19 protein-coding genes are annotated in these 17,762 nt (G+C 53.6%); 7 read left to right on the top strand and 12 right to left on the bottom strand.

All coding sequences use genetic code 11. The features are described from left to right. Positions 1-132: 132 nt before the first annotated feature. The 3 genes from AOY24_RS18240 to yghX all read right to left on the bottom strand — a co-directional run bounded on the left by AOY24_RS18240 (position 133) and on the right by yghX (position 3,224). The gene (locus tag AOY24_RS18240; RefSeq protein WP_042998144.1) at positions 133-420 is read right to left on the bottom strand and encodes a DUF2623 family protein; all 288 of its coding nucleotides are present in this window, start codon (positions 418-420) and stop codon (positions 133-135) included. 84 nt (positions 421-504) lie between these two features. Further along, positions 505-2,145 carry a methyl-accepting chemotaxis protein gene (locus tag AOY24_RS18245; RefSeq protein ID WP_054177124.1) on the bottom strand — a complete coding sequence of 547 codons (1,641 nt, stop codon included), beginning with the start codon at positions 2,143-2,145 and terminating at the stop codon, positions 505-507. Positions 2,146-2,339: 194 nt separating this feature from the next. Further along, positions 2,340-3,224, bottom strand: a complete 885-nt coding sequence (yghX, locus tag AOY24_RS18250; protein ID WP_054177125.1) for a YghX family hydrolase — start codon at positions 3,222-3,224, stop codon at positions 2,340-2,342. 81 nt (positions 3,225-3,305) lie between these two features. Between yghX and AOY24_RS18255 the strand changes: the two genes are divergently transcribed. Continuing rightward, positions 3,306-4,346 (top strand): aldo/keto reductase, encoded by a 1,041-nt coding sequence (locus tag AOY24_RS18255; RefSeq protein ID WP_042998147.1) that lies wholly within the window; start codon positions 3,306-3,308, stop codon positions 4,344-4,346. A gap of 43 nt (positions 4,347-4,389) precedes the next feature. Here AOY24_RS18255 and AOY24_RS18260 read toward each other — a convergent pair whose 3' ends face one another. Both AOY24_RS18260 and AOY24_RS18265 read right to left on the bottom strand, forming a co-directional pair. Continuing rightward, entirely contained in the window at positions 4,390-4,884 is a 495-nt protein-coding gene (locus AOY24_RS18260) for a TIGR00645 family protein (RefSeq protein ID WP_042998148.1), read from the bottom strand. A gap of 71 nt (positions 4,885-4,955) precedes the next feature. Further along, positions 4,956-5,459 (bottom strand): ESA_00282 family adhesion-associated protein, encoded by a 504-nt coding sequence (locus tag AOY24_RS18265; RefSeq protein WP_054177126.1) that lies wholly within the window; start codon positions 5,457-5,459, stop codon positions 4,956-4,958. A gap of 104 nt (positions 5,460-5,563) precedes the next feature. On the opposite strand from AOY24_RS18265, the gene AOY24_RS18270 reads away from it, so the two are divergent. Next, complete coding sequence (locus tag AOY24_RS18270) at positions 5,564-5,971, top strand: hypothetical protein (protein ID WP_042998150.1); 408 nt, start codon at positions 5,564-5,566, stop codon at positions 5,969-5,971. Further along, positions 5,971-6,402, top strand: a complete 432-nt coding sequence (locus tag AOY24_RS18275) for a hypothetical protein (protein ID WP_043001747.1) — start codon at positions 5,971-5,973, stop codon at positions 6,400-6,402. Before AOY24_RS18270 ends, AOY24_RS18275 begins: the two co-directional genes overlap by 1 nt. 63 nt (positions 6,403-6,465) lie before the next feature. On the opposite strand, the gene exbD is transcribed toward AOY24_RS18275, so the two are convergent. Together exbD and exbB are read right to left on the bottom strand one after the other, a co-directional pair. After that, entirely contained in the window at positions 6,466-6,891 is a 426-nt protein-coding gene (exbD, locus tag AOY24_RS18280) for a TonB system transport protein ExbD (protein WP_042324207.1), read from the bottom strand. 6 nt (positions 6,892-6,897) lie between these two features. After that, positions 6,898-7,632 carry a tol-pal system-associated acyl-CoA thioesterase gene (gene exbB, locus AOY24_RS18285; RefSeq protein WP_042998151.1) on the bottom strand — a complete coding sequence of 245 codons (735 nt, stop codon included), beginning with the start codon at positions 7,630-7,632 and terminating at the stop codon, positions 6,898-6,900. A gap of 249 nt (positions 7,633-7,881) precedes the next feature. Between exbB and metC the strand changes: the two genes are divergently transcribed. Both metC and yghB read left to right on the top strand, forming a co-directional pair. Next, positions 7,882-9,069 (top strand): cystathionine beta-lyase, encoded by a 1,188-nt coding sequence (metC, locus tag AOY24_RS18290; RefSeq protein ID WP_044255725.1) that lies wholly within the window; start codon positions 7,882-7,884, stop codon positions 9,067-9,069. 139 nt (positions 9,070-9,208) lie between these two features. After that, complete coding sequence (yghB, locus tag AOY24_RS18295) at positions 9,209-9,868, top strand: DedA family general envelope maintenance protein YghB (RefSeq protein ID WP_054177127.1); 660 nt, start codon at positions 9,209-9,211, stop codon at positions 9,866-9,868. 51 nt (positions 9,869-9,919) lie between these two features. Here the strand turns inward: yghB and AOY24_RS18300 are convergent, their stop codons facing one another. Both AOY24_RS18300 and AOY24_RS25550 read right to left on the bottom strand, forming a co-directional pair. Next, positions 9,920-10,819 (bottom strand): AraC family transcriptional regulator, encoded by a 900-nt coding sequence (locus AOY24_RS18300; RefSeq protein ID WP_042998154.1) that lies wholly within the window; start codon positions 10,817-10,819, stop codon positions 9,920-9,922. A gap of 14 nt (positions 10,820-10,833) precedes the next feature. Next, on the bottom strand, positions 10,834-10,962 hold the full coding sequence (locus tag AOY24_RS25550) for a hypothetical protein (protein ID WP_099433653.1): 129 nt from the start codon (positions 10,960-10,962) through the stop codon (positions 10,834-10,836). Positions 10,963-11,011: 49 nt separating this feature from the next. On the opposite strand from AOY24_RS25550, the gene yqhD reads away from it, so the two are divergent. Both yqhD and dkgA read left to right on the top strand, forming a co-directional pair. Further along, positions 11,012-12,175, top strand: coding sequence for an alcohol dehydrogenase (gene yqhD / locus AOY24_RS18305; RefSeq protein WP_042998155.1), 1,164 nt, complete (start codon positions 11,012-11,014; stop codon positions 12,173-12,175). A gap of 104 nt (positions 12,176-12,279) precedes the next feature. Next, on the top strand, positions 12,280-13,107 hold the full coding sequence (dkgA, locus tag AOY24_RS18310) for a 2,5-didehydrogluconate reductase DkgA (protein WP_042998156.1): 828 nt from the start codon (positions 12,280-12,282) through the stop codon (positions 13,105-13,107). 47 nt (positions 13,108-13,154) lie between these two features. On the opposite strand, the gene AOY24_RS18315 is transcribed toward dkgA, so the two are convergent. The 3 genes from AOY24_RS18315 to plsC all read right to left on the bottom strand — a co-directional run bounded on the left by AOY24_RS18315 (position 13,155) and on the right by plsC (position 17,708). Next, positions 13,155-15,326: a YgiQ family radical SAM protein gene (locus AOY24_RS18315; RefSeq protein WP_054177128.1), complete on the bottom strand. Its 2,172-nt coding sequence runs from the start codon at positions 15,324-15,326 to the stop codon at positions 13,155-13,157. A gap of 109 nt (positions 15,327-15,435) precedes the next feature. Continuing rightward, positions 15,436-16,848, bottom strand: a complete 1,413-nt coding sequence (ftsP, locus tag AOY24_RS18320) for a cell division protein FtsP (RefSeq protein ID WP_042998158.1) — start codon at positions 16,846-16,848, stop codon at positions 15,436-15,438. A gap of 122 nt (positions 16,849-16,970) precedes the next feature. Then, positions 16,971-17,708: a 1-acylglycerol-3-phosphate O-acyltransferase gene (plsC, locus tag AOY24_RS18325; RefSeq protein ID WP_042998159.1), complete on the bottom strand. Its 738-nt coding sequence runs from the start codon at positions 17,706-17,708 to the stop codon at positions 16,971-16,973. Between the last annotated feature and the right edge of the window lie 54 nt (positions 17,709-17,762).

Consider the following 17,762-nt stretch of genomic DNA (forward strand, 5'->3'; position numbering starts at 1 on the left):
TAACTGCGATCGGTGCGCCATTTACCACACTTTTGTTATGGTTATGTAGTCTATGATACTGCGAGGGGATACTAAAACGAAGGGAATAGCCGGTAGTGTAATTAATTAAAGCAAGATAATACCCCCTTTGGATCAACCTTCGAGTCGATAGCCGGCCATAAAAAAACGAATCGTGATGCTGGACTGATTTTCCCGAAAGAAATCCATCACCATTTCTTTATCTAACCCATAGCGACGCGTCAGGATCCCCGCTTCCCAGGCGCTGAGTTGCCTGTCGCCGGTTTTTTCAAACATGCGATGCGAGAATCCTAGTACGAAGCCACGTTTATAATCCGAACAAAATTTCGCTACGTTTCGGGCGCTGTCAGCCTGCGTGGCGTTTAATCCGGCCATCAGACCCTTGCCAAAATGATTATTCATGACCTCTCCTCAATCGCTATACAATAAATTATATAGCGATATTTTAAGCAAAGGCCAGAGGGTTCAGCGACTTTTTACTGGGCCTTAGAATGCCACCCATTCATCGCCTGCCGCTGTGGGAGTCGGGCGTCGCTGCCCGGCGGGAGCGGCACCTTTTCCGGGGAGACTGGGGGCGTCATTTTGCGATAACCGGAACTGTTGCACAGAACGTTGTAAATCTTCCGTTTGTCTCTCCAGCGCCGCAGCCGCGGCGGAAACCTGCTCCACCAGCGCGGCGTTTTGCTGCGTAACGCCATCCATCTGAGTAATCGCAACGCCCACCTGCGAAATCCCTTTGCTCTGTTCTTCAGACGCCGAGGCAATTTGTTTCATGATGGTGTTCACTTCCGTCACGCCACGCAGGAGCGCCTCCATCGTTGAGCCGGTATCCTTCACCAGCGTCGCGCCGTGGTCGACGCGGCGCACGGATTCGGCAATCAGTGTTTCAATCTCTTTTGCCGCGTTTGCACTGCGGCTTGCCAGATTACGCACTTCACCTGCGACGACGGCAAATCCACGCCCTTGCTCACCCGCACGCGCCGCTTCGACCGCAGCGTTCAATGCAAGAATGTTGGTCTGGAAGGCAATGCTATTGATGACGGTCGTAATTTCCGCAATCTGCTTCGAGCTGGCGGAAATTCCGTCCATGGTCTCGACCACTTCGGACACCAGCGAACCGCCTTTTCCTGCCGTGCGTGATGCCGCATCAGCCAGAAGACTTGCCTGACGGGCGTTATCCGCATTCAGTTTCACCGTTGCGGTGAGCTGCTCCATGCTGGCAGCCGTCTCTTCCAGCGCCGCAGCCTGCTCTTCCGTTCGCGATGAAAGATCGTTGTTGCCGCTGGAGATTTCAGTGGCGCCGCGCCAGATATTATCGCTGCCAGAACGGATAGTATTCACGGCGTCGCGCAGACTGTCCTGCATCGCCCGTAATAAAGGCACTAATTGGCCGACGCAGTTGCGGCCAATATCGTCAATCGGCTGACTGAGATCGCCCTGAGCAATCTGGCGAAACTGTTGGCGGATCCGCGCCAGCGGTTTCACCAGCATGGTCACCAGATAGCGATCGGTGAAGAAGAGAATTGCAATGCCCAGGATCACCGCGCCAATGATTAGGGTACGGATGATCGACGTTTTGCCATCTACCATGACGCGGGTTTGATCGAGCATCACACCTGCGGCCTTATTAAAGCGTTCTGCACTGGCACCAAACGCCCGGCTCAACGCAGGCGTCACATTATTCGCCTGCTCACTCCATGCACTCTGCGTGCCCTGCTGCGCCAGTTGCATTTGCGGCGTGACGCCTTTATCGAGCAGATCCTGCCAGCTCGCCAGCACCGCAGCGGCAACCTCAGGATCCATCGGCCCTGGCGAGAGCGTTTTCATTTCATGCAACTTTTTGCTCATGTTATCCAGCGCCTGCTGCACGGGAGCGAAATCCGGCGTGCCGCCGCTGGCTTTCAACTCCATCGCACGACTGAGGCGGGTAACAAAGCGGAAATATTGATCGTTGCCCTGGCTGAGCACCGTCATCTGGCGAACAAGATGGCGATCGACTTCGTTGCCTTCTGACACTTTTGACAGCGCGTGAACGCTATATAATCCCACTCCTGACCAGAGAAGACAAAAGACGCCCAGTATTGTCAGCATGACAAGACGAATGGTGAAGTTTTGCAAAAGTCGCATAGATATATCCTTGCCATATTAAAGGGATTCGCCATCTGGCGAGACTCACCTTCGTTATCGGCAAAGAGTGAAGAATATATACTTACTTTTAGTTTTTTTACTCTCGCAAACAATATCCCTAGGCGCTGTATACATATAAAAGATAATGAAAAATGCCATCAGTATTAATCAATCGTTTATTTTCCTTTTTTTTATCATAAATATTTATCAAACCATCCCAACGTTCGTTTCCATGCTAATTCGGCGGCAGCCTCGTCATATCGCGGTGTGGAATCATTATGAAATCCGTGGTTTACACCGGGATAGATCCAGGCTTCATAGACCTTATTGTTGGCCTTCAGCGCGGCTTCATAGGCGGGCCAGCCTTCATTGATATTTTTATCCAGCGCCGCGTAGTGCAGTAGGATCGGCGCTTTTATCTTCGGCACATCCGCAGCGGCAGGCTGGCGACCATAAAACGGCACCGCACACGCCAGTTCAGGATAGGCCACGGCAGCGGCATTTGAGACGCCACCGCCGTAACAAAATCCGGTGATCCCCACTTTCCCGCTGGCGTCCGGGTGTTGCTTCATAAACTCGACGGCAGCGAAAAAGTCATTCATCAGCTTTGTCGGATCCACTTTCTGCTGCAAGACCTTCCCTTCTTCATCGTTTCCTGGATAGCCACCTACCGAGCTTAAACCGTCGGGTGCCAGCGCAATGTAGCCCGCTTTTGCTACCCGCCTTGCAACATCTTCAATATAAGGATTCAGCCCCCGGTTCTCATGTACCACCACCACGGCGGATACCTTGCCCGTTGTGTTGACCGGCTTCACCAGATAGCCGCGCACGCTGCCATGACCGTTTGGTGACGGATAATGAATATATTCAGGCAATATATCGGGATCGGTAAATTTCACCTGTTCCGCCAGCGCGTAGTTGGGCTTGAGCATATTGAAGAGCGCCAGCGCCGTCACCCCGCCAACGGCGTACTTTGCCGCAAGATTGAGGAACTCCCGTTTTGAGATTTTCCCGTGGGCGTAGTAGTCATAATAATCGAGTAATTCTTGCGGAAAATCTTTTGCTGTCAGACGCGTCATCGCATATCTCCGGGATTTGTGATTCTATAAGCATAGAATGAAAACGCTGTTTCGAAAATTCATCACAAGAAAGGAGACATCATGTCCTGGAACGCCTCCCCTGACCGCTATGAGAATATGCAGTACCGCTACTGCGGTAACAGCGGCCTCCAACTGCCTGCGCTATCGCTCGGTCTGTGGCACAACTTCGGTCACGTACAAGCCCTCGACTCGCAGCGCGCACTGTTGCGAAAAGCCTTTGATTTAGGCATTACTCACTTTGATTTAGCCAATAACTATGGGCCGCCTCCGGGCAGCGCCGAAGAAAATTTCGGGCGTCTGCTGCGCGAAGACTTTGCCCAGTATCGTGATGAACTGATTATTTCGACCAAAGCCGGTTACGACATGTGGCCAGGTCCTTATGGTTCCGGCGGCTCGCGTAAATACCTGCTCGCCAGTCTCGATCAGAGCCTGAAACGGATGGGCCTGGATTACGTCGATATTTTCTATTCTCATCGCGTGGACGAAAACACGCCGATGGAAGAGACGGCGTCTGCGCTGGCACACGCTGTGCAAAGTGGGAAAGCGCTGTATGTTGGTATTTCGTCATACTCGCCGGAGCGGACACAAAAAATGGCTGAGCTTTTGCGCGAATGGAAGATCCCGCTGCTGATCCATCAGCCCTCTTATAACCTGCTGAACCGCTGGGTGGATAAAAGCGGTTTGCTGGATACGCTGAAAGCCAATGGCGTGGGCTGCATCGCCTTTACGCCACTGGCGCAGGGATTGCTCACCGGGAAGTATTTGAACGGCATTCCGGACGGTTCACGTATGCAGCGCGAAGGGAAGAAAGTGCGCGGTCTGACTGAGAATATGCTGACGGAAGCTAACCTCAGCAGTCTGCGTCTGCTTAATAAGATGGCGCAACAGCGCGGTCAGTCAATGGCGCAAATGGCGCTTAGCTGGCTGCTGAAAGACGATCGCGTCACTTCCGTGCTGATTGGCGCAAGCCGCCCGGAGCAACTGGAAGAAAACGTTCAGGCGTTGAAAAATTTGTCGTTCACCACAGAAGAATTGACGCAGATTGATAAGCATGTCGCTGACGGCCAACTGAACCTCTGGCAGGCATCGTCCGATAAGTAACGTTCAGCGCCGGGTAGCGTTAAGGGCTGCCCGGCCTGTTCTGTCAGTGCTTATGGCGGTTTAACCGGTCGAGGCAGCCCATCAAAAACGCCGACAAGACGAAAGTGAGATGGATAATGACGTACCACATCAGCTTGTTATCCGGCACGTTTTTCGCATCCATAAATACACGCAACAGATGAATGGAAGAGATAGCAACAATCGAGGCCGCAACTTTGTTTTTCAGTGAGGTCGCATCCATCTTCCCCAGCCAGTTCAGTTTTTCCCGTCCCTCAGCGATATCGAGTTGCGAGACGAAATTCTCATAGCCGGAAAACATCACCATTACCAGCAGTCCCCCGACCAGCGTCATATCCACCAGGGACAGCAGCACCAGAATCAGGTCAGCTTCTGCCATCGAAAAGACATTGGGCAGAACATGAAAAATTTCCTGAAAGAATTTTAGCGCCAGCGCAACCAACGCCAGCGACAAACCAAAGTAGACCGGGGCCAGCAGCCAGCGAGACGCATACATAACGTTTTCGAGAAAGCGTTCCATAAATTCCTGTGATGTTGCAAAAACCGGGCGACAGTATATCCCAATTGCGCAACATCAGATCAACATCCTCCTTAAACTTCGTCGGGATTGATCCACGGGCGCTGATACTCGGGCCACACCAGCGCCACCAGCGATGGATACGCCTCGACGCTAAACTCCCGGAAGCACTGGCGTAAGTTCAGCACATCAAGATCGGAATGGGGAACTTTTTCGCCGTTGAGACAGCGTTTTTTTATCGTGTCGTAGTATTTATACACCGCTGAATTGAGATCGCTGCAGCGTCGCTGGGCGTCAAACAGTCCTGGCGTGTCATTCAATTGCGCCATCGTCATGCGTTTTATTGTTGCGTGAAGGAAATCAATATATTCGTGATTGACGCGCCAGTACCATACCGGTGTAATAGCATTCATCAGCGCGGAGAAATGGTCCTCCCCCTCTTCTTTAGTCAGCGGTATTGATTGAGTCTCAGAGGTCAGTTCTTCAGCGTTGTGCGGTTTATTAAACTCGCGCATTAATAAAAGCACGCCGCCGGTCAACAATAGCAAGGTAATGACAGAATAAAAAATACTGTTCATAGAATGACTCCATTTTTTTTGATTCTAAAATTACCCCATGTTATTGTCAACGCGACCTGCCAAATAAAAATAACTATACATTTGATATTAAAGGATATTGTGACATGCTGCCTGAGCACCTTGTCCCACCGCGTTTTCATCTGTCAGCGTCAGGTCAGACGGAAGAAACAGTAGAAAATAATGATAATTTTACTCAGGGAAAAACAACCCTCAGTGATTATGAGGCCGATATCTTAATTAGCACAACCGCCACCGGGCAATCTAAAAATATCCTACTCGAAGAACGTGACCGTCATTTTAAAGAACGTCTTGAGCGAGTAGCGAAAATTGAGACTTTCGCTCGGGTTATTAATGCGTTACAGGCTGAAGGCGATATCGATGCCCAGACCTTAAGTAAAATAATCACTGAAATGACCACGCATATAAATGAAAACGGCAACGAAATTTGGCTTAACTTAATTACCCGGGAGAAAGACTCACCCCTTTTCTATTCTCTGGACGACGAACAATGATTAAAGATGTTGAAGATAACAATGTCTATTTGGCTTTAGATGAGAATAAAAGCGATCAATTTATCTTAAAGCAGAATCTTGCCGCACTCATCGCCAATAAAAATGCGGTCCTCGAAAGCGTGGCGCAAGAAGTGACTTCTATTCCTGCGGCGCTGGTTCGTCTGAAATGGCAAAACCGGCGGGAAATATACGCGCTTCAGGTGAAGGAAGAGATTTATGGCGCGGCGATCAACGCCATTATCAAACAGAACCCGGCGCTGGGTGACAAAATCATGGCGCGACTGGAGAGCACCTGGCAGCATTTGCTGGCTCGTGAGACCGCCACGCTGCGACTGACGCGCAAACTGGCCGAAGGAAACACCCGCACGATTACCATCACTACCGTTGCGCTCAATGAACGTCAGGTGCAAACCCGGCGCGATGGGCAATAAAAAAGCCGGGTAGCGATAACGCCGTACCCGGCCTTTCTTTCATTGTGCCCATGGCGACAACGATTATTTCGCTTTCGCGACCTCTTCGCCGACCAGACCGATCTTCAGATAACCAGCCTGATGCAGCGTGTCCATCACCTTCATCAGGGTTTCATAGTCGACGGTTTTATCCGCACGGAAGAAGATCGTGGTGTCTTTCTTCCCTTCGGTCAGCGCGTTCAGTTCTGCCACCATGGTCTCGTCCGTCACCGGATCGTTACCAATGAACATGCTGTTGTCCGCTTTGACCGACAGATAAACCGGTTTTTCCGGACGCGGTTGCGGCGTACTGGAGGACGCGGGCAGATTGACCTTCACATCCACTGTCGCCAGCGGCGCAGCCACCATAAAGATGATCAGCAGTACCAGCATAACGTCGATAAACGGCGTCACGTTGATTTCATGCATTTCACCGTTATCGTCCAGATTTTCATTAAGACGCATTGCCATGAAACATTACCCTACACGTAATTTCTGCGCGGTACGCACCGGACGGGCAGATGCGCTTGCATCCAGATCCAGGTCGCGGCTTTGCAGTAACAGCACCTGTGCCGCTACATCGCCCAGCATCGCTTTAAGACCGCCAATCTGACGGGCAAAGATGTTATAGATAACCACCGCAGGAATGGCCGCAACCAAACCGATGGCTGTCGCCAACAGCGCTTCAGCAATACCGGGGGCGACGACGGCGAGGTTAGTGGTCTGCGTTTGTGCAATCCCGATGAAACTGTTCATGATACCCCAGACCGTACCGAAGAGACCGACAAATGGCGAAATCGCCCCGATGGTCGCCAGGTAGCCATTTCCGCGCCCCATCTGACGTCCCGCTGCCGCAACGCGACGCTCCAGACGAAAACCGGTACGCTCTTTAATGCCTTCGTTGTCTTCACTGCCCTGAGACAGTTCCAGTTCGTTCTGCGCTTCATTGAGCAATTGGGTGCTTAAGCTTTTGGCGCCAAAGTTTGCTGCGATATCGCTTGCCTGATCCAGAGAGCGGGCGTCCGCCAACAGCTGCTGTTCGCGTTTAAGCCGACGCTTCAGGGAGAAGAACTCAACGCTCTTACTGAAGAAGATAGCCCAGGTGACCACTGACGCCAGAATCAGACCAATCATCACGCACTTAACCACGATATCGGCGTGCTGATACATACCCCAGACGGAAAGATCCGTCTGCATCAAATTATTACCCACTCTGTATCTCCAGGACGCAAATCACAAATTCTGAGCGTAATAATATCAAAACGACGTCGAATTGATAGTCGTTCTCATTACTATTTACATAGTGCCGCACCTTTGGTTTCTTTTCCTTGCGCTTACGCAGTAAAACGTCACGGGAGGCGATTTTGATAAAATATTGTGCTTTATCCCGTTCCTGGGGATGCGCATTTTTCCATTCGTGATAGTTTAGACGTCCAGACGTATAAAAACAGGAAACCCAACATGGCAGATAAACAACTGGACACCCGACTGGTCGGCGCAGGGCGCAGTAAAAAATACACGCTGGGCTCAGTGAATAGTGTGATTCAGCGCGCTTCTTCGCTGGTTTTTGAAACGGTCGAAGCCAAAAAGCACGCCACCCGCAACCGCGCCAACGGCGAACTTTTTTACGGGCGCCGCGGCACATTAACCCATTTCTCGCTGCAGGAAGCGATGTGTGAACTCGAAGGCGGCGCTGGCTGTGCGCTCTTCCCCTGCGGCGCGGCGGCCGTCGCCAATACGATTCTGGCTTTTGTCGAACAGGGCGATCACGTGCTGATGACCAATACGGCCTATGAGCCGAGCCAGGATTTCTGCACCAAAATCCTCGGCAAACTGGGTGTGACCACTGGCTGGTTCGATCCGCTGATTGGCGCTGACATAGTTAAGCATCTTCAGCCCAACACCAAAGTCGTTTTCCTCGAGTCTCCGGGTTCCGTGACCATGGAAGTCCACGACGTCCCGGCAATTGTCGCCGCTGTCAGACGCGTTGTGCCGGACGCCATCATTATGATCGATAACACCTGGGCGGCGGGCATATTGTTTAAAGCCCTCGACTTCGGCGTTGATATTTCGATTCAGGCCGGGACCAAGTACCTGATTGGTCACTCGGATGCCATGGTCGGCACCGCCGTTTCGAACGCCCGCTGTTGGGATCAACTGCGCGAGAATGCCTATTTGATGGGACAAATGGTCGATGCCGATACGGCCTATATGACCAGCCGCGGGCTGCGCACCCTGGGCGTGCGTCTGCGCCAGCATCATGAAAGCAGTCTGAAAATTGCCGAATGGCTGGCAGCCCATCCGCAGGTCGCGCGGGTCAATCATCCGGCGTTACCAGGCAGTAAAGGACACGAATTCTGGAAACGTGACTTTACGGGGAGCAGCGGCTTGTTCTCGTTTGTGCTGAATAAAAAGCTCAATAATGACGAGCTGTCCGCTTATCTGGATCACTTCAGCCTCTTCAGCATGGCCTATTCGTGGGGCGGTTTTGAGTCGCTGATTCTGGCCAATCAGCCTGAACAGATTGCAGAAATTCGCCCGGAAGGGGGTGTGGATTTCAGCGGCACACTGATTCGTCTCCACATTGGTTTAGAGAATGTTGACGATCTGATTGCAGATTTAGCCGCCGGATTTTCCCGCCTCGTGTAAAATTGACGCCAATGGACATCTATGCAGACACGTCGAACGAAATTGTCTGCATTTGTTGCGCCCGGGATCAAGTCATCCGGGTCCGTTCAGGAGTACAATAGGATTATTAAGGCGTAAACGCTGTTCCACAGGAAAGTCCATGGCTGTCATTCAAGATATTATCGCTGCGCTCTGGCAACATGATTTTGCCGCGCTGGCGGACCCACATGTTGTTAGCGTCGTCTACTTTGTGATGTTCGCCACGCTGTTTTTAGAAAATGGCCTGTTACCGGCCTCATTTTTGCCCGGCGATAGTCTGCTGCTCTTAGCGGGCGCATTGGTCGCGCAAGGCGTCATGAGCTTTGTTCCTACCCTGCTGATCCTGACGACAGCGGCCAGCCTCGGCTGTTGGCTCAGTTATATTCAGGGACGCTGGCTGGGCAATACGCAAACGGTAAAAGGCTGGCTGGCGCAACTTCCGGCGAAATACCACCAGCGCGCGACCTGCATGTTTGACCGTCACGGTCTGCTGGCGCTGTTGGCAGGCCGTTTTCTGGCGTTCGTGCGCACGCTACTGCCAACCATGGCGGGGATTTCCGGGCTCTCTAACCGTCGCTTCCAGTTTTTCAACTGGCTGAGCGGGCTGCTGTGGGTCGGCGTGGTCACCAGCTTTGGCTACGCACTTAGCATGATCCCGTTTGTGAAGCGCCATGAAGATCAGGTCATGACCTTCCTGATGATCCTGCCCATTTTTCTGCTGGCGGCGGGGTTGATCGGCACGGTGGTGGTAGTGATTAAGAAGAAATACTGCAGCGCCTGACCTGAATCCAGCCGGATGACACGTCGTTCATCCGGCTGACTCACAATAACGTTAACTCCCCTGCATAGTGCGGATCCGCGCCGCATCTTCCCCTGGCGTCACCCCGAAATAGCGCTTAAATTCACGACTAAACTGCGACGCGCTTTCATAACCCACCCGCATTGCCGCCGCGCTGGCCTTCATGCCGTCGTGAATTATCATCATCCGCGCTTTATGTAACCGATAGGTTTTCAGATACTGCAACGGCGATGTGCTGGTCACTGACTTAAAATTATGATGGAACGCAGAAACGCTCATATTGGCTTCGGCCGCCAGTTGCTCGACGTTGAGGTTTTCGGTGTACTTATTTTCAATGCGTTTGAGCACACGGCTAATCAGGCTGAAATGGGTCTGGCGACTCACCAGCGCCAGCAGCGCGCCGCCGCGTGGCCCGGTCAGAACGTGATAGAGGATTTCACGGATAATCTGTTTACCGAGGATCCGTGCGTCCAGCGGTCGCTCCATGACGTCGAGCAGACGTTCCGCCGCGCAGAGGATCTCTTCTGAGAGCGTGGCGGAGTTGATCCCACTTGCCGCCATCGACGGCTGAAAGTGTTCGTCTTCGCCAATGTCCATCAGCAGTTCCTGCAATTGCAGGATATCGACATTGATGCGAAATCCGGCGAGCGGTACGTCCGGAGTCGCATAGGTTTCACATTCGAAGGGTAAAGGTACGGTCAGCAGCAGGTATTCATTGGCGTCATAACGGAAAACCCGCTCATTGATGTAACCGATTTTATGACCGGAAAAGAGAAATATGATGCCGGGGTCGTACATCACGGGTGTCCGTAAACCCGGTTCAGTACCGTACAGCAGACGGATGTCCGGCAGCAGCTCATTGAGCTTATGTTCATTGTTTTTCAACTGCTTAACTTTATCTGTCAGCAGTAAACAGATCTCTTCGCGGTTCATAACGGGTTATTTTCTCAACGGATGACGACGCCTTGATTGTGCGCAAATTTATCGCTTTTCTCCAGCGCCCTGGAGAAATGGGCAAGACATTGGCAGAAATGAGCATTGAGAGGATAGCCGCGCACGACCACAATGTTCTCCATCCGGCAGACCCTCCTGCCCTCTTTTTTTACCCACATAAGGGAACGAGCAATGAATAACTTTAATCTGCATACCCCGACCCGCATTCTGTTTGGTAAAGGCGCAATCGCTGAACTGCGCGCACAAATCCCACAAGACGCACGCGTGCTGATCACCTACGGCGGCGGCAGCGTGAAAAAGACGGGCGTACTGGCGCAGGTCCAGGAGGCGCTGAAAGGCCTGGACGTGCGCGAATTTGGCGGCATTGAGCCTAACCCGTCGTATGAAACGCTGATGAACGCAGTCAACATCGCCCGTGAAGAGAACATTACCTTCCTGCTGGCCGTCGGCGGGGGTTCTGTTCTTGATGGCACCAAATTCATCGCTGCTGCCGCCCACTATGCGGATGGCGTTGACCCGTGGCATATCCTGCAAACCAGCGGTAGCGATATCAAAAGCGCAATCCCGATGGGTTCTGTGCTGACGCTGCCGGCGACCGGTTCTGAATCCAACAAAGGCGCGGTTATCTCGCGTAAAACCACCGGCGACAAACAGGCCTTCCATTCTGCCCATGTGCAGCCGGTCTTTGCGGTACTGGATCCGGTTTATACCTACACCCTTCCGCCACGTCAGGTGGCGAACGGTGTGGTTGATGCGTTTGTGCATACCGTTGAACAGTACGTCACATATCCGGTTGATGCCAAAATTCAGGATCGCTTCGCGGAGGGCATTCTGCTGACGCTGGTGGAAGATGGCCCGAAAGCGCTAAAAGACCCGGAAAACTACGATGTACGTGCGAACGTTATGTGGGCAGCCACCCAGGCGCTGAACGGTCTGATTGGCGCAGGCGTGCCGCAGGACTGGGCAACTCATATGTTGGGCCATGAACTAACAGCGATGCACGGTCTGGATCACGCTCAGACGCTGGCGGTCGTTCTGCCCGCACTGTGGAATGAAAAACGCGATACCAAACGCGAAAAACTGCTGCAATATGCAGAGCGCGTGTGGAACATCACCGACGGTTCTGAAGATGAGCGTATTGATGCCGCGATTGCAGCCACCCGTAATTTCTTCGAGCAACTGGGCGTCCCGACTCGCCTGTCTGGCTATGGCCTTGACGGCAGTTCAATCCCGGCTCTGCTGGCGAAACTGGAAGAGCACGGCATGACGCAACTGGGTGAGCATAAAGACATTACCCTGGATGTCAGCCGCCGCATTTACGAGGCAGCGCGCTAAGCTTTTTTCACCTCTGACTTTCGTTTTTGGGCATTTCGTCCAGACTTAAGTCACCTTACATCACCGGAGTCCCCCTCCGGTGATGAGCACATGAAGGAGGAAAAATGGCAAACCAAACCGTAATTAAGCTTCAGGATGGCAATGTAATGCCCCAACTGGGGTTAGGCGTATGGAAAGCCGGTAACGACGAGGTCGTCTCCGCCATTCATAAAGCACTGGAAGTCGGCTATCGGTCCATAGATACCGCCGCCGCCTACAAAAATGAAGACGGCGTCGGCAAAGCGTTAGCCAGCGCAGGTCTCCCCCGCGATGAGTTGTTCATCACCACCAAGCTATGGAATGACGATCAGAAACGCCCCCGCGACGCGTTGATGGAGAGTCTGGAAAAACTCCAGTTAGATTATCTCGACCTGTATCTGATGCACTGGCCGGTTCCGGCAATCGATCACTATGTTTCCGCCTGGCAAGGCATGATCGATCTGCAAAAAGAGGGGCTGATTAAGAGCATCGGTGTGTGTAATTTCCAGGTCAACCACCTCCAGCGCCTGATTGACGAAACGGGCGTTACGCCGGTGATTAACCAGATCGAACTGCATCCGCTGATGCAACAGCGCCAGCTACACGCGTGGAATGCGACGCACAAAATCCAGACGGAATCCTGGAGTCCGCTGGCACAGGGCGGCGAAGGCGTTTTCGATCAAAAAATCATTCGTGATCTGGCGGATAAATACGGTAAAACACCGGCGCAGATTGTCATTCGCTGGCATCTGGATAACGGTCTGGTCGTGATCCCGAAATCCGTCACGCCATCGCGTATCGCCGAGAACTTCGACGTCTGGGATTTCCGACTCGACAAAGACGAACTTGGTGAGATTGCGAAGCTCGATCAGGGCAAGCGCCTGGGGCCCGATCCGGATCAGTTCGGCGGCTAATTCCCTTCTCTTTTAATAAGCCCGGTGTTTACCACCGGGCAACCCCATTATCGCCCGGCGACTTTGGTACGCTTTTTGTTGGCGACTGGCGTCTGACGCTGATGCGCCACCGGCGTGTGTTTGGTCAGCGCCGGACGGGTGTTACGGTTCTGACGGCGCGCTTCGCGCATCTCTTCCAGCGTCGGCGCCGGTACCAGACACTCGCGACGTCCACCAATCAGATGTTTTTTCCCCATCTCTTCCAGCGCCTGACGGATCATCGGCCAGTTAGCCGGATCGTGGTAACGCAGCAGCGCTTTATGCAGACGACGCTGCTTATCTCCCTTCGGCACCACCACATCTTCACTCTTATAGCCAATCTTACCCAGCGGGTTTTTGCCGGTGTAATACATGGTGGTTGAGTTGGCCAGCGGCGACGGATAGAAGTTCTGCACCTGATCGAGACGGAAGCGATGTTTCTTCAACCACAGCGCCAGATTCACCATATCCTCGTCACGCGTTCCCGGATGCGCGGAGATGAAGTACGGGATCAGATACTGCTCTTTCCCGGCCTGCTTCGAGTAGAGATCGAACAGTTGTTTGAAGCGGTCATAGCTGCCCATACCCGGCTTCATCATCTTCGACAACGGCCCTTCTTCGGTATGTTCCGGCGCAATCTTCAGATAACCGCCGACGTGGTGGCTCGCCAGCTCTTTGATATAGCGCGGATCTTCCACTGCGATGTCGTAACGCACGCCGGAGGCAATCAGGATCTTCTTGATGCCTTTCAGATCGCGCGCGCGGCGATAGAGGTTGATCGTCGGCTCGTGGTTGGTATCCATATGCGGACAGATATCCGGATAAACACACGACAGACGACGACAGGTCTGTTCTGCGCGCGGTGACTTACAGCGCAGCATATACATGTTGGCCGTCGGTCCGCCGAGATCGGAGATCACGCCGGTAAAACCCGGCACGGTATCGCGGATCGCTTCAATCTCATTGATGATTGAATCTTCAGAACGGCTCTGAATAATGCGTCCTTCGTGTTCGGTGATCGAACAGAACGAGCAACCACCGAAACAGCCGCGCATGATGTTGATCGAGAAACGGATCATCTCGTAGGCCGGGATGCGGCTGTTGCCGTATGCCGGGTGTGGCACGCGCTTATACGGTAGGGCAAAAACGCTGTCCATCTCTTCAGTAGAGAGTGGGATCGCCGGCGGGTTGATCCAGATGTAGCGATCGCCATGCTTTTGCATCAGCGCACGCGCACAGCCTGGGTTGGTTTCATGGTGCAGGATCCGCGAAGCGTGCGCATACAGCACTTTGTCGCCCTTCACTTTTTCAAAGGACGGCAGCAGAACGTAGGTTTTTTCCCACGGTTTCGGACGCGCGGGCTGCACGGTAATGGCTTTCGCTTCCTGCTTTTTCGGGGCAACCGGTTTGTTGTCGGCGCACGGCAAATCTTCACCATACGGATGCGGGATCGGATCGATTTTCCCCGGCGTATCCAGACGCGTGGAATCGACGCCGCTCCAGCCAGGCAGCGCTTCTTTCACCATAATCGCCGTGTTACGCACATCGCGGATCTGATCGATGGTTTCACCCATCGCCAGACGGTGCGCCACTTCCACCAACGGACGCTCGCCGTTGCCAAACATCAGCATATCGGCTTTAGAATCCACCAGCACGGAACGGCGCACGGTATCAGACCAATAATCGTAATGCGCGGTACGACGCAGGCTCGCTTCAATACCACCGAGGATCACCGGCACATCTTTCCACGCCTCTTTACAGCGCTGGGTATAGACCAGCGTGGCGCGGTCCGGGCGCTTGCCCGCGACGTTATCCGGCGTGTAGGCATCGTCATGGCGCAGGCGGCGATCGGCAGTGTAGCGGTTGATCATCGAGTCCATGTTGCCAGCGGTTACGCCAAAGAACAGGTTCGGTTTGCCCAGACGCATAAAGTCGTCTTTGCTGTTCCAGTCCGGCTGCGCAATGATGCCGACACGGAAGCCCTGTGCTTCCAGCATTCGACCACAAATCGCCATACCAAAACTCGGGTGATCGACATAGGCGTCGCCGGTTACCAGAATAATGTCGCAGCTATCCCAGCCAAGTTGATCCATTTCGTCGCGTGACATCGGCAAAAAAGGAGCGGGACCAAAACAGGCCGCCCAGTACTGAGGCCAGGAGAAGAGATCTCTGTCTGGCTGGATCAGGGATATTGCGCTCATAGTGCTTCCAAAAATGGTAAAAAAATAATCAAAGGCCGGCGATTATATGCCGGAACGAATGAGAAATCGAAGGATAATCTCTCTCGCATCGTCGCGAGAGAGAGGAGGATTACGCCGCCGGATTCACCAGAATCTGACCGATTGAACCACGGTCCGCCATTTCCAGCGTCTGGCTGTGGAAGTAAAACGGGAAATGCGCCCAGGACGGCTGTCCGTAGTAAACCAGCAGCTCTACCTGCCCATCCACCCAGACGGTATCTTTCCAGCCACGATCTTCCGGGAATGGCATCGCGCCGTTGACGTTACGCACGAGGAACGACACCCCTTCAATGTGGAATGACTGCGGCATATCGGCCCGCACCGTCCAGCGCTCCCAGGAACCCTGCTGCGCAGTGATATCAATGCGGTTGACGTCCCATAACTGGCCGTTAATGCCTGGATCGTCGCCCAGACTGATGTCGCGACTGCGAATTGGCGTACCGCTCATGATCTCGGTCGGCAGCAGACGCATCGGCAGGCTGTCGGTCACCAGTGGCAACAGACCAGTTGGGCGCAGCGTTAACACCAGCGTGGACACCAGAATGCTCGACGGTTCAAAGAACCCCCGGATCCGGTCGACAATGCTCGCTGCCTCACCACAGGTAATCGACACTTCATCGCCATTGGTCATATCAACCAGAATTTCGCGGCGCTCGCCGGGTGCCAGCGACAACTGTTTTACTGACACCGGTGCCGGCAAAAAGCCCTGGTCGCCGGAGATAACATGCAGCGCGCGACCGTCGCTCATCTGCAACTGATAACGACGGGAGTTAGAGGCATTCAGCAAACGCAGACGCACCCAGCCGCGGGACACTTCCACGTAAGGGCTTTGGACGCCGTTGACCAACAGCGTATCGCCGACAAAACCGCCGCTGCCAGGCTCGCTGTATTCCGGCGTGCCGAAGTTATCCAGCCGCTTGTCCTGAATAATAATCGGGAAGTCATCGACACCGTAATGGTTGGGGATCGGCAGCGATTTACTGACCTCATCTTCAACCAGCCACATCCCGGCCAGGCCATTATAAACCTGCTGCGCGGTACGGTTCGGCGTATTGGCGTGGTACCACAGCGTGGCGGCGTTCTGGCGGATGGGCAGTACCGGCGCCCAGTCCGCGTTTGGCGACATCATGCGCGCCGGACCGCCCATCAGCGGACCCGGCACCTGAAGACCGGCGATAGTCATCGAGACGTTTTCTGCCAGACGGTTACTGTAGATCAGCTTAACGTCATCCCCTTTCCAGACGCGGATCGTCGGCCCGAGATAACGCCCGTTAATCCCCCAGACCGGCGCTCGCGTGCCCTGGGTAAAGGACCAGTGCGAACGCTGCAGCGTCATAAACAGCGGCTGGCCCCGGCGGGACTCCAGTAGCGGCGGAACGGGCAGCGGCTGTTGCTGACCGGCAGCATGGGCCCTCAGCGGAACGGCACCTGCGCACAGCGCGATCCCCGATGCCTGAATGAACTGACGCCGACTGAGTGACATATAAGCTCCATGTAAAACTGGCTAAATTACGGGCAGGAACTCGTTTCCTGCAAAAACTCGTCATACTCCAGGCTGCATGCGCGTTGGCTTGCAGCACGAATGAGTAAGCATTTATCGCTGAATCACACTTTTCCGGCGGCTTCGCGCTCGGCGACTTCTTTATCCAGTTCAGCGATCTTTTGTTCCATCAACGAGCGGCAGTGCGCGGCCAGTTCACGAACCTGATCTTTGCCATACTGACTGATATCCACCGGCGGCAGCATCTCCACAATCACCAGACCATTCTTCAGGCGATTCAGATTAATTTTATTCGAGGTATTGGAAACGCACACCGGAATAATCGGGACGCCGGCCGCAATCGCGGCATGAAACGCCCCGGTTTTAAACGGCAGCAGGCCACGACCCCGGCTGCGGGTGCCTTCCGGAAACATCCAGATGGAGATACGACGCTTTTTAAAATGATTCACCACTTCAGCAATCGTGCCGTGCGCTTTTGCGCGGTTATTACGGTCGATCAGCAGGTTCCCTGTCAACCAGTAAAGCTGACCAAAAAACGGGATCCACAACAGGCTCTTCTTCCCGACGGTCACGGTGGGCGGCTGCACGATATTCGCGGCGGTCACCATATCGTAGTTATTCTGATGGTTAGCGATATAGATAGCGTTGCCGTAGCTTTCCGCATCCGCGGGTTTACGGCACTCTACCTTCAGGCCGAACAGCGGCGCCAGGCGACCAAACATATGCCCGAAGGTCGCGACGTGTTTTGGGTTACGCGGGCTGAGCAGGCAGTAAAGAGAACCGAAAACACAAACCAGAATGGAATAGATAACGGTAATAATAAGTCGAAAAATAAATAGCATAACAACCTCTGAAGGCCTAAGAGCCCGGGATTCTACGTCACCTGCTATCAGGTT

Source organism: Citrobacter sp. CtB7.12 (genome assembly GCF_001297795.1).
In the GTDB taxonomy this organism is placed as follows: Bacteria; Pseudomonadota; Gammaproteobacteria; order Enterobacterales; family Enterobacteriaceae; genus Citrobacter_A; species Citrobacter_A amalonaticus.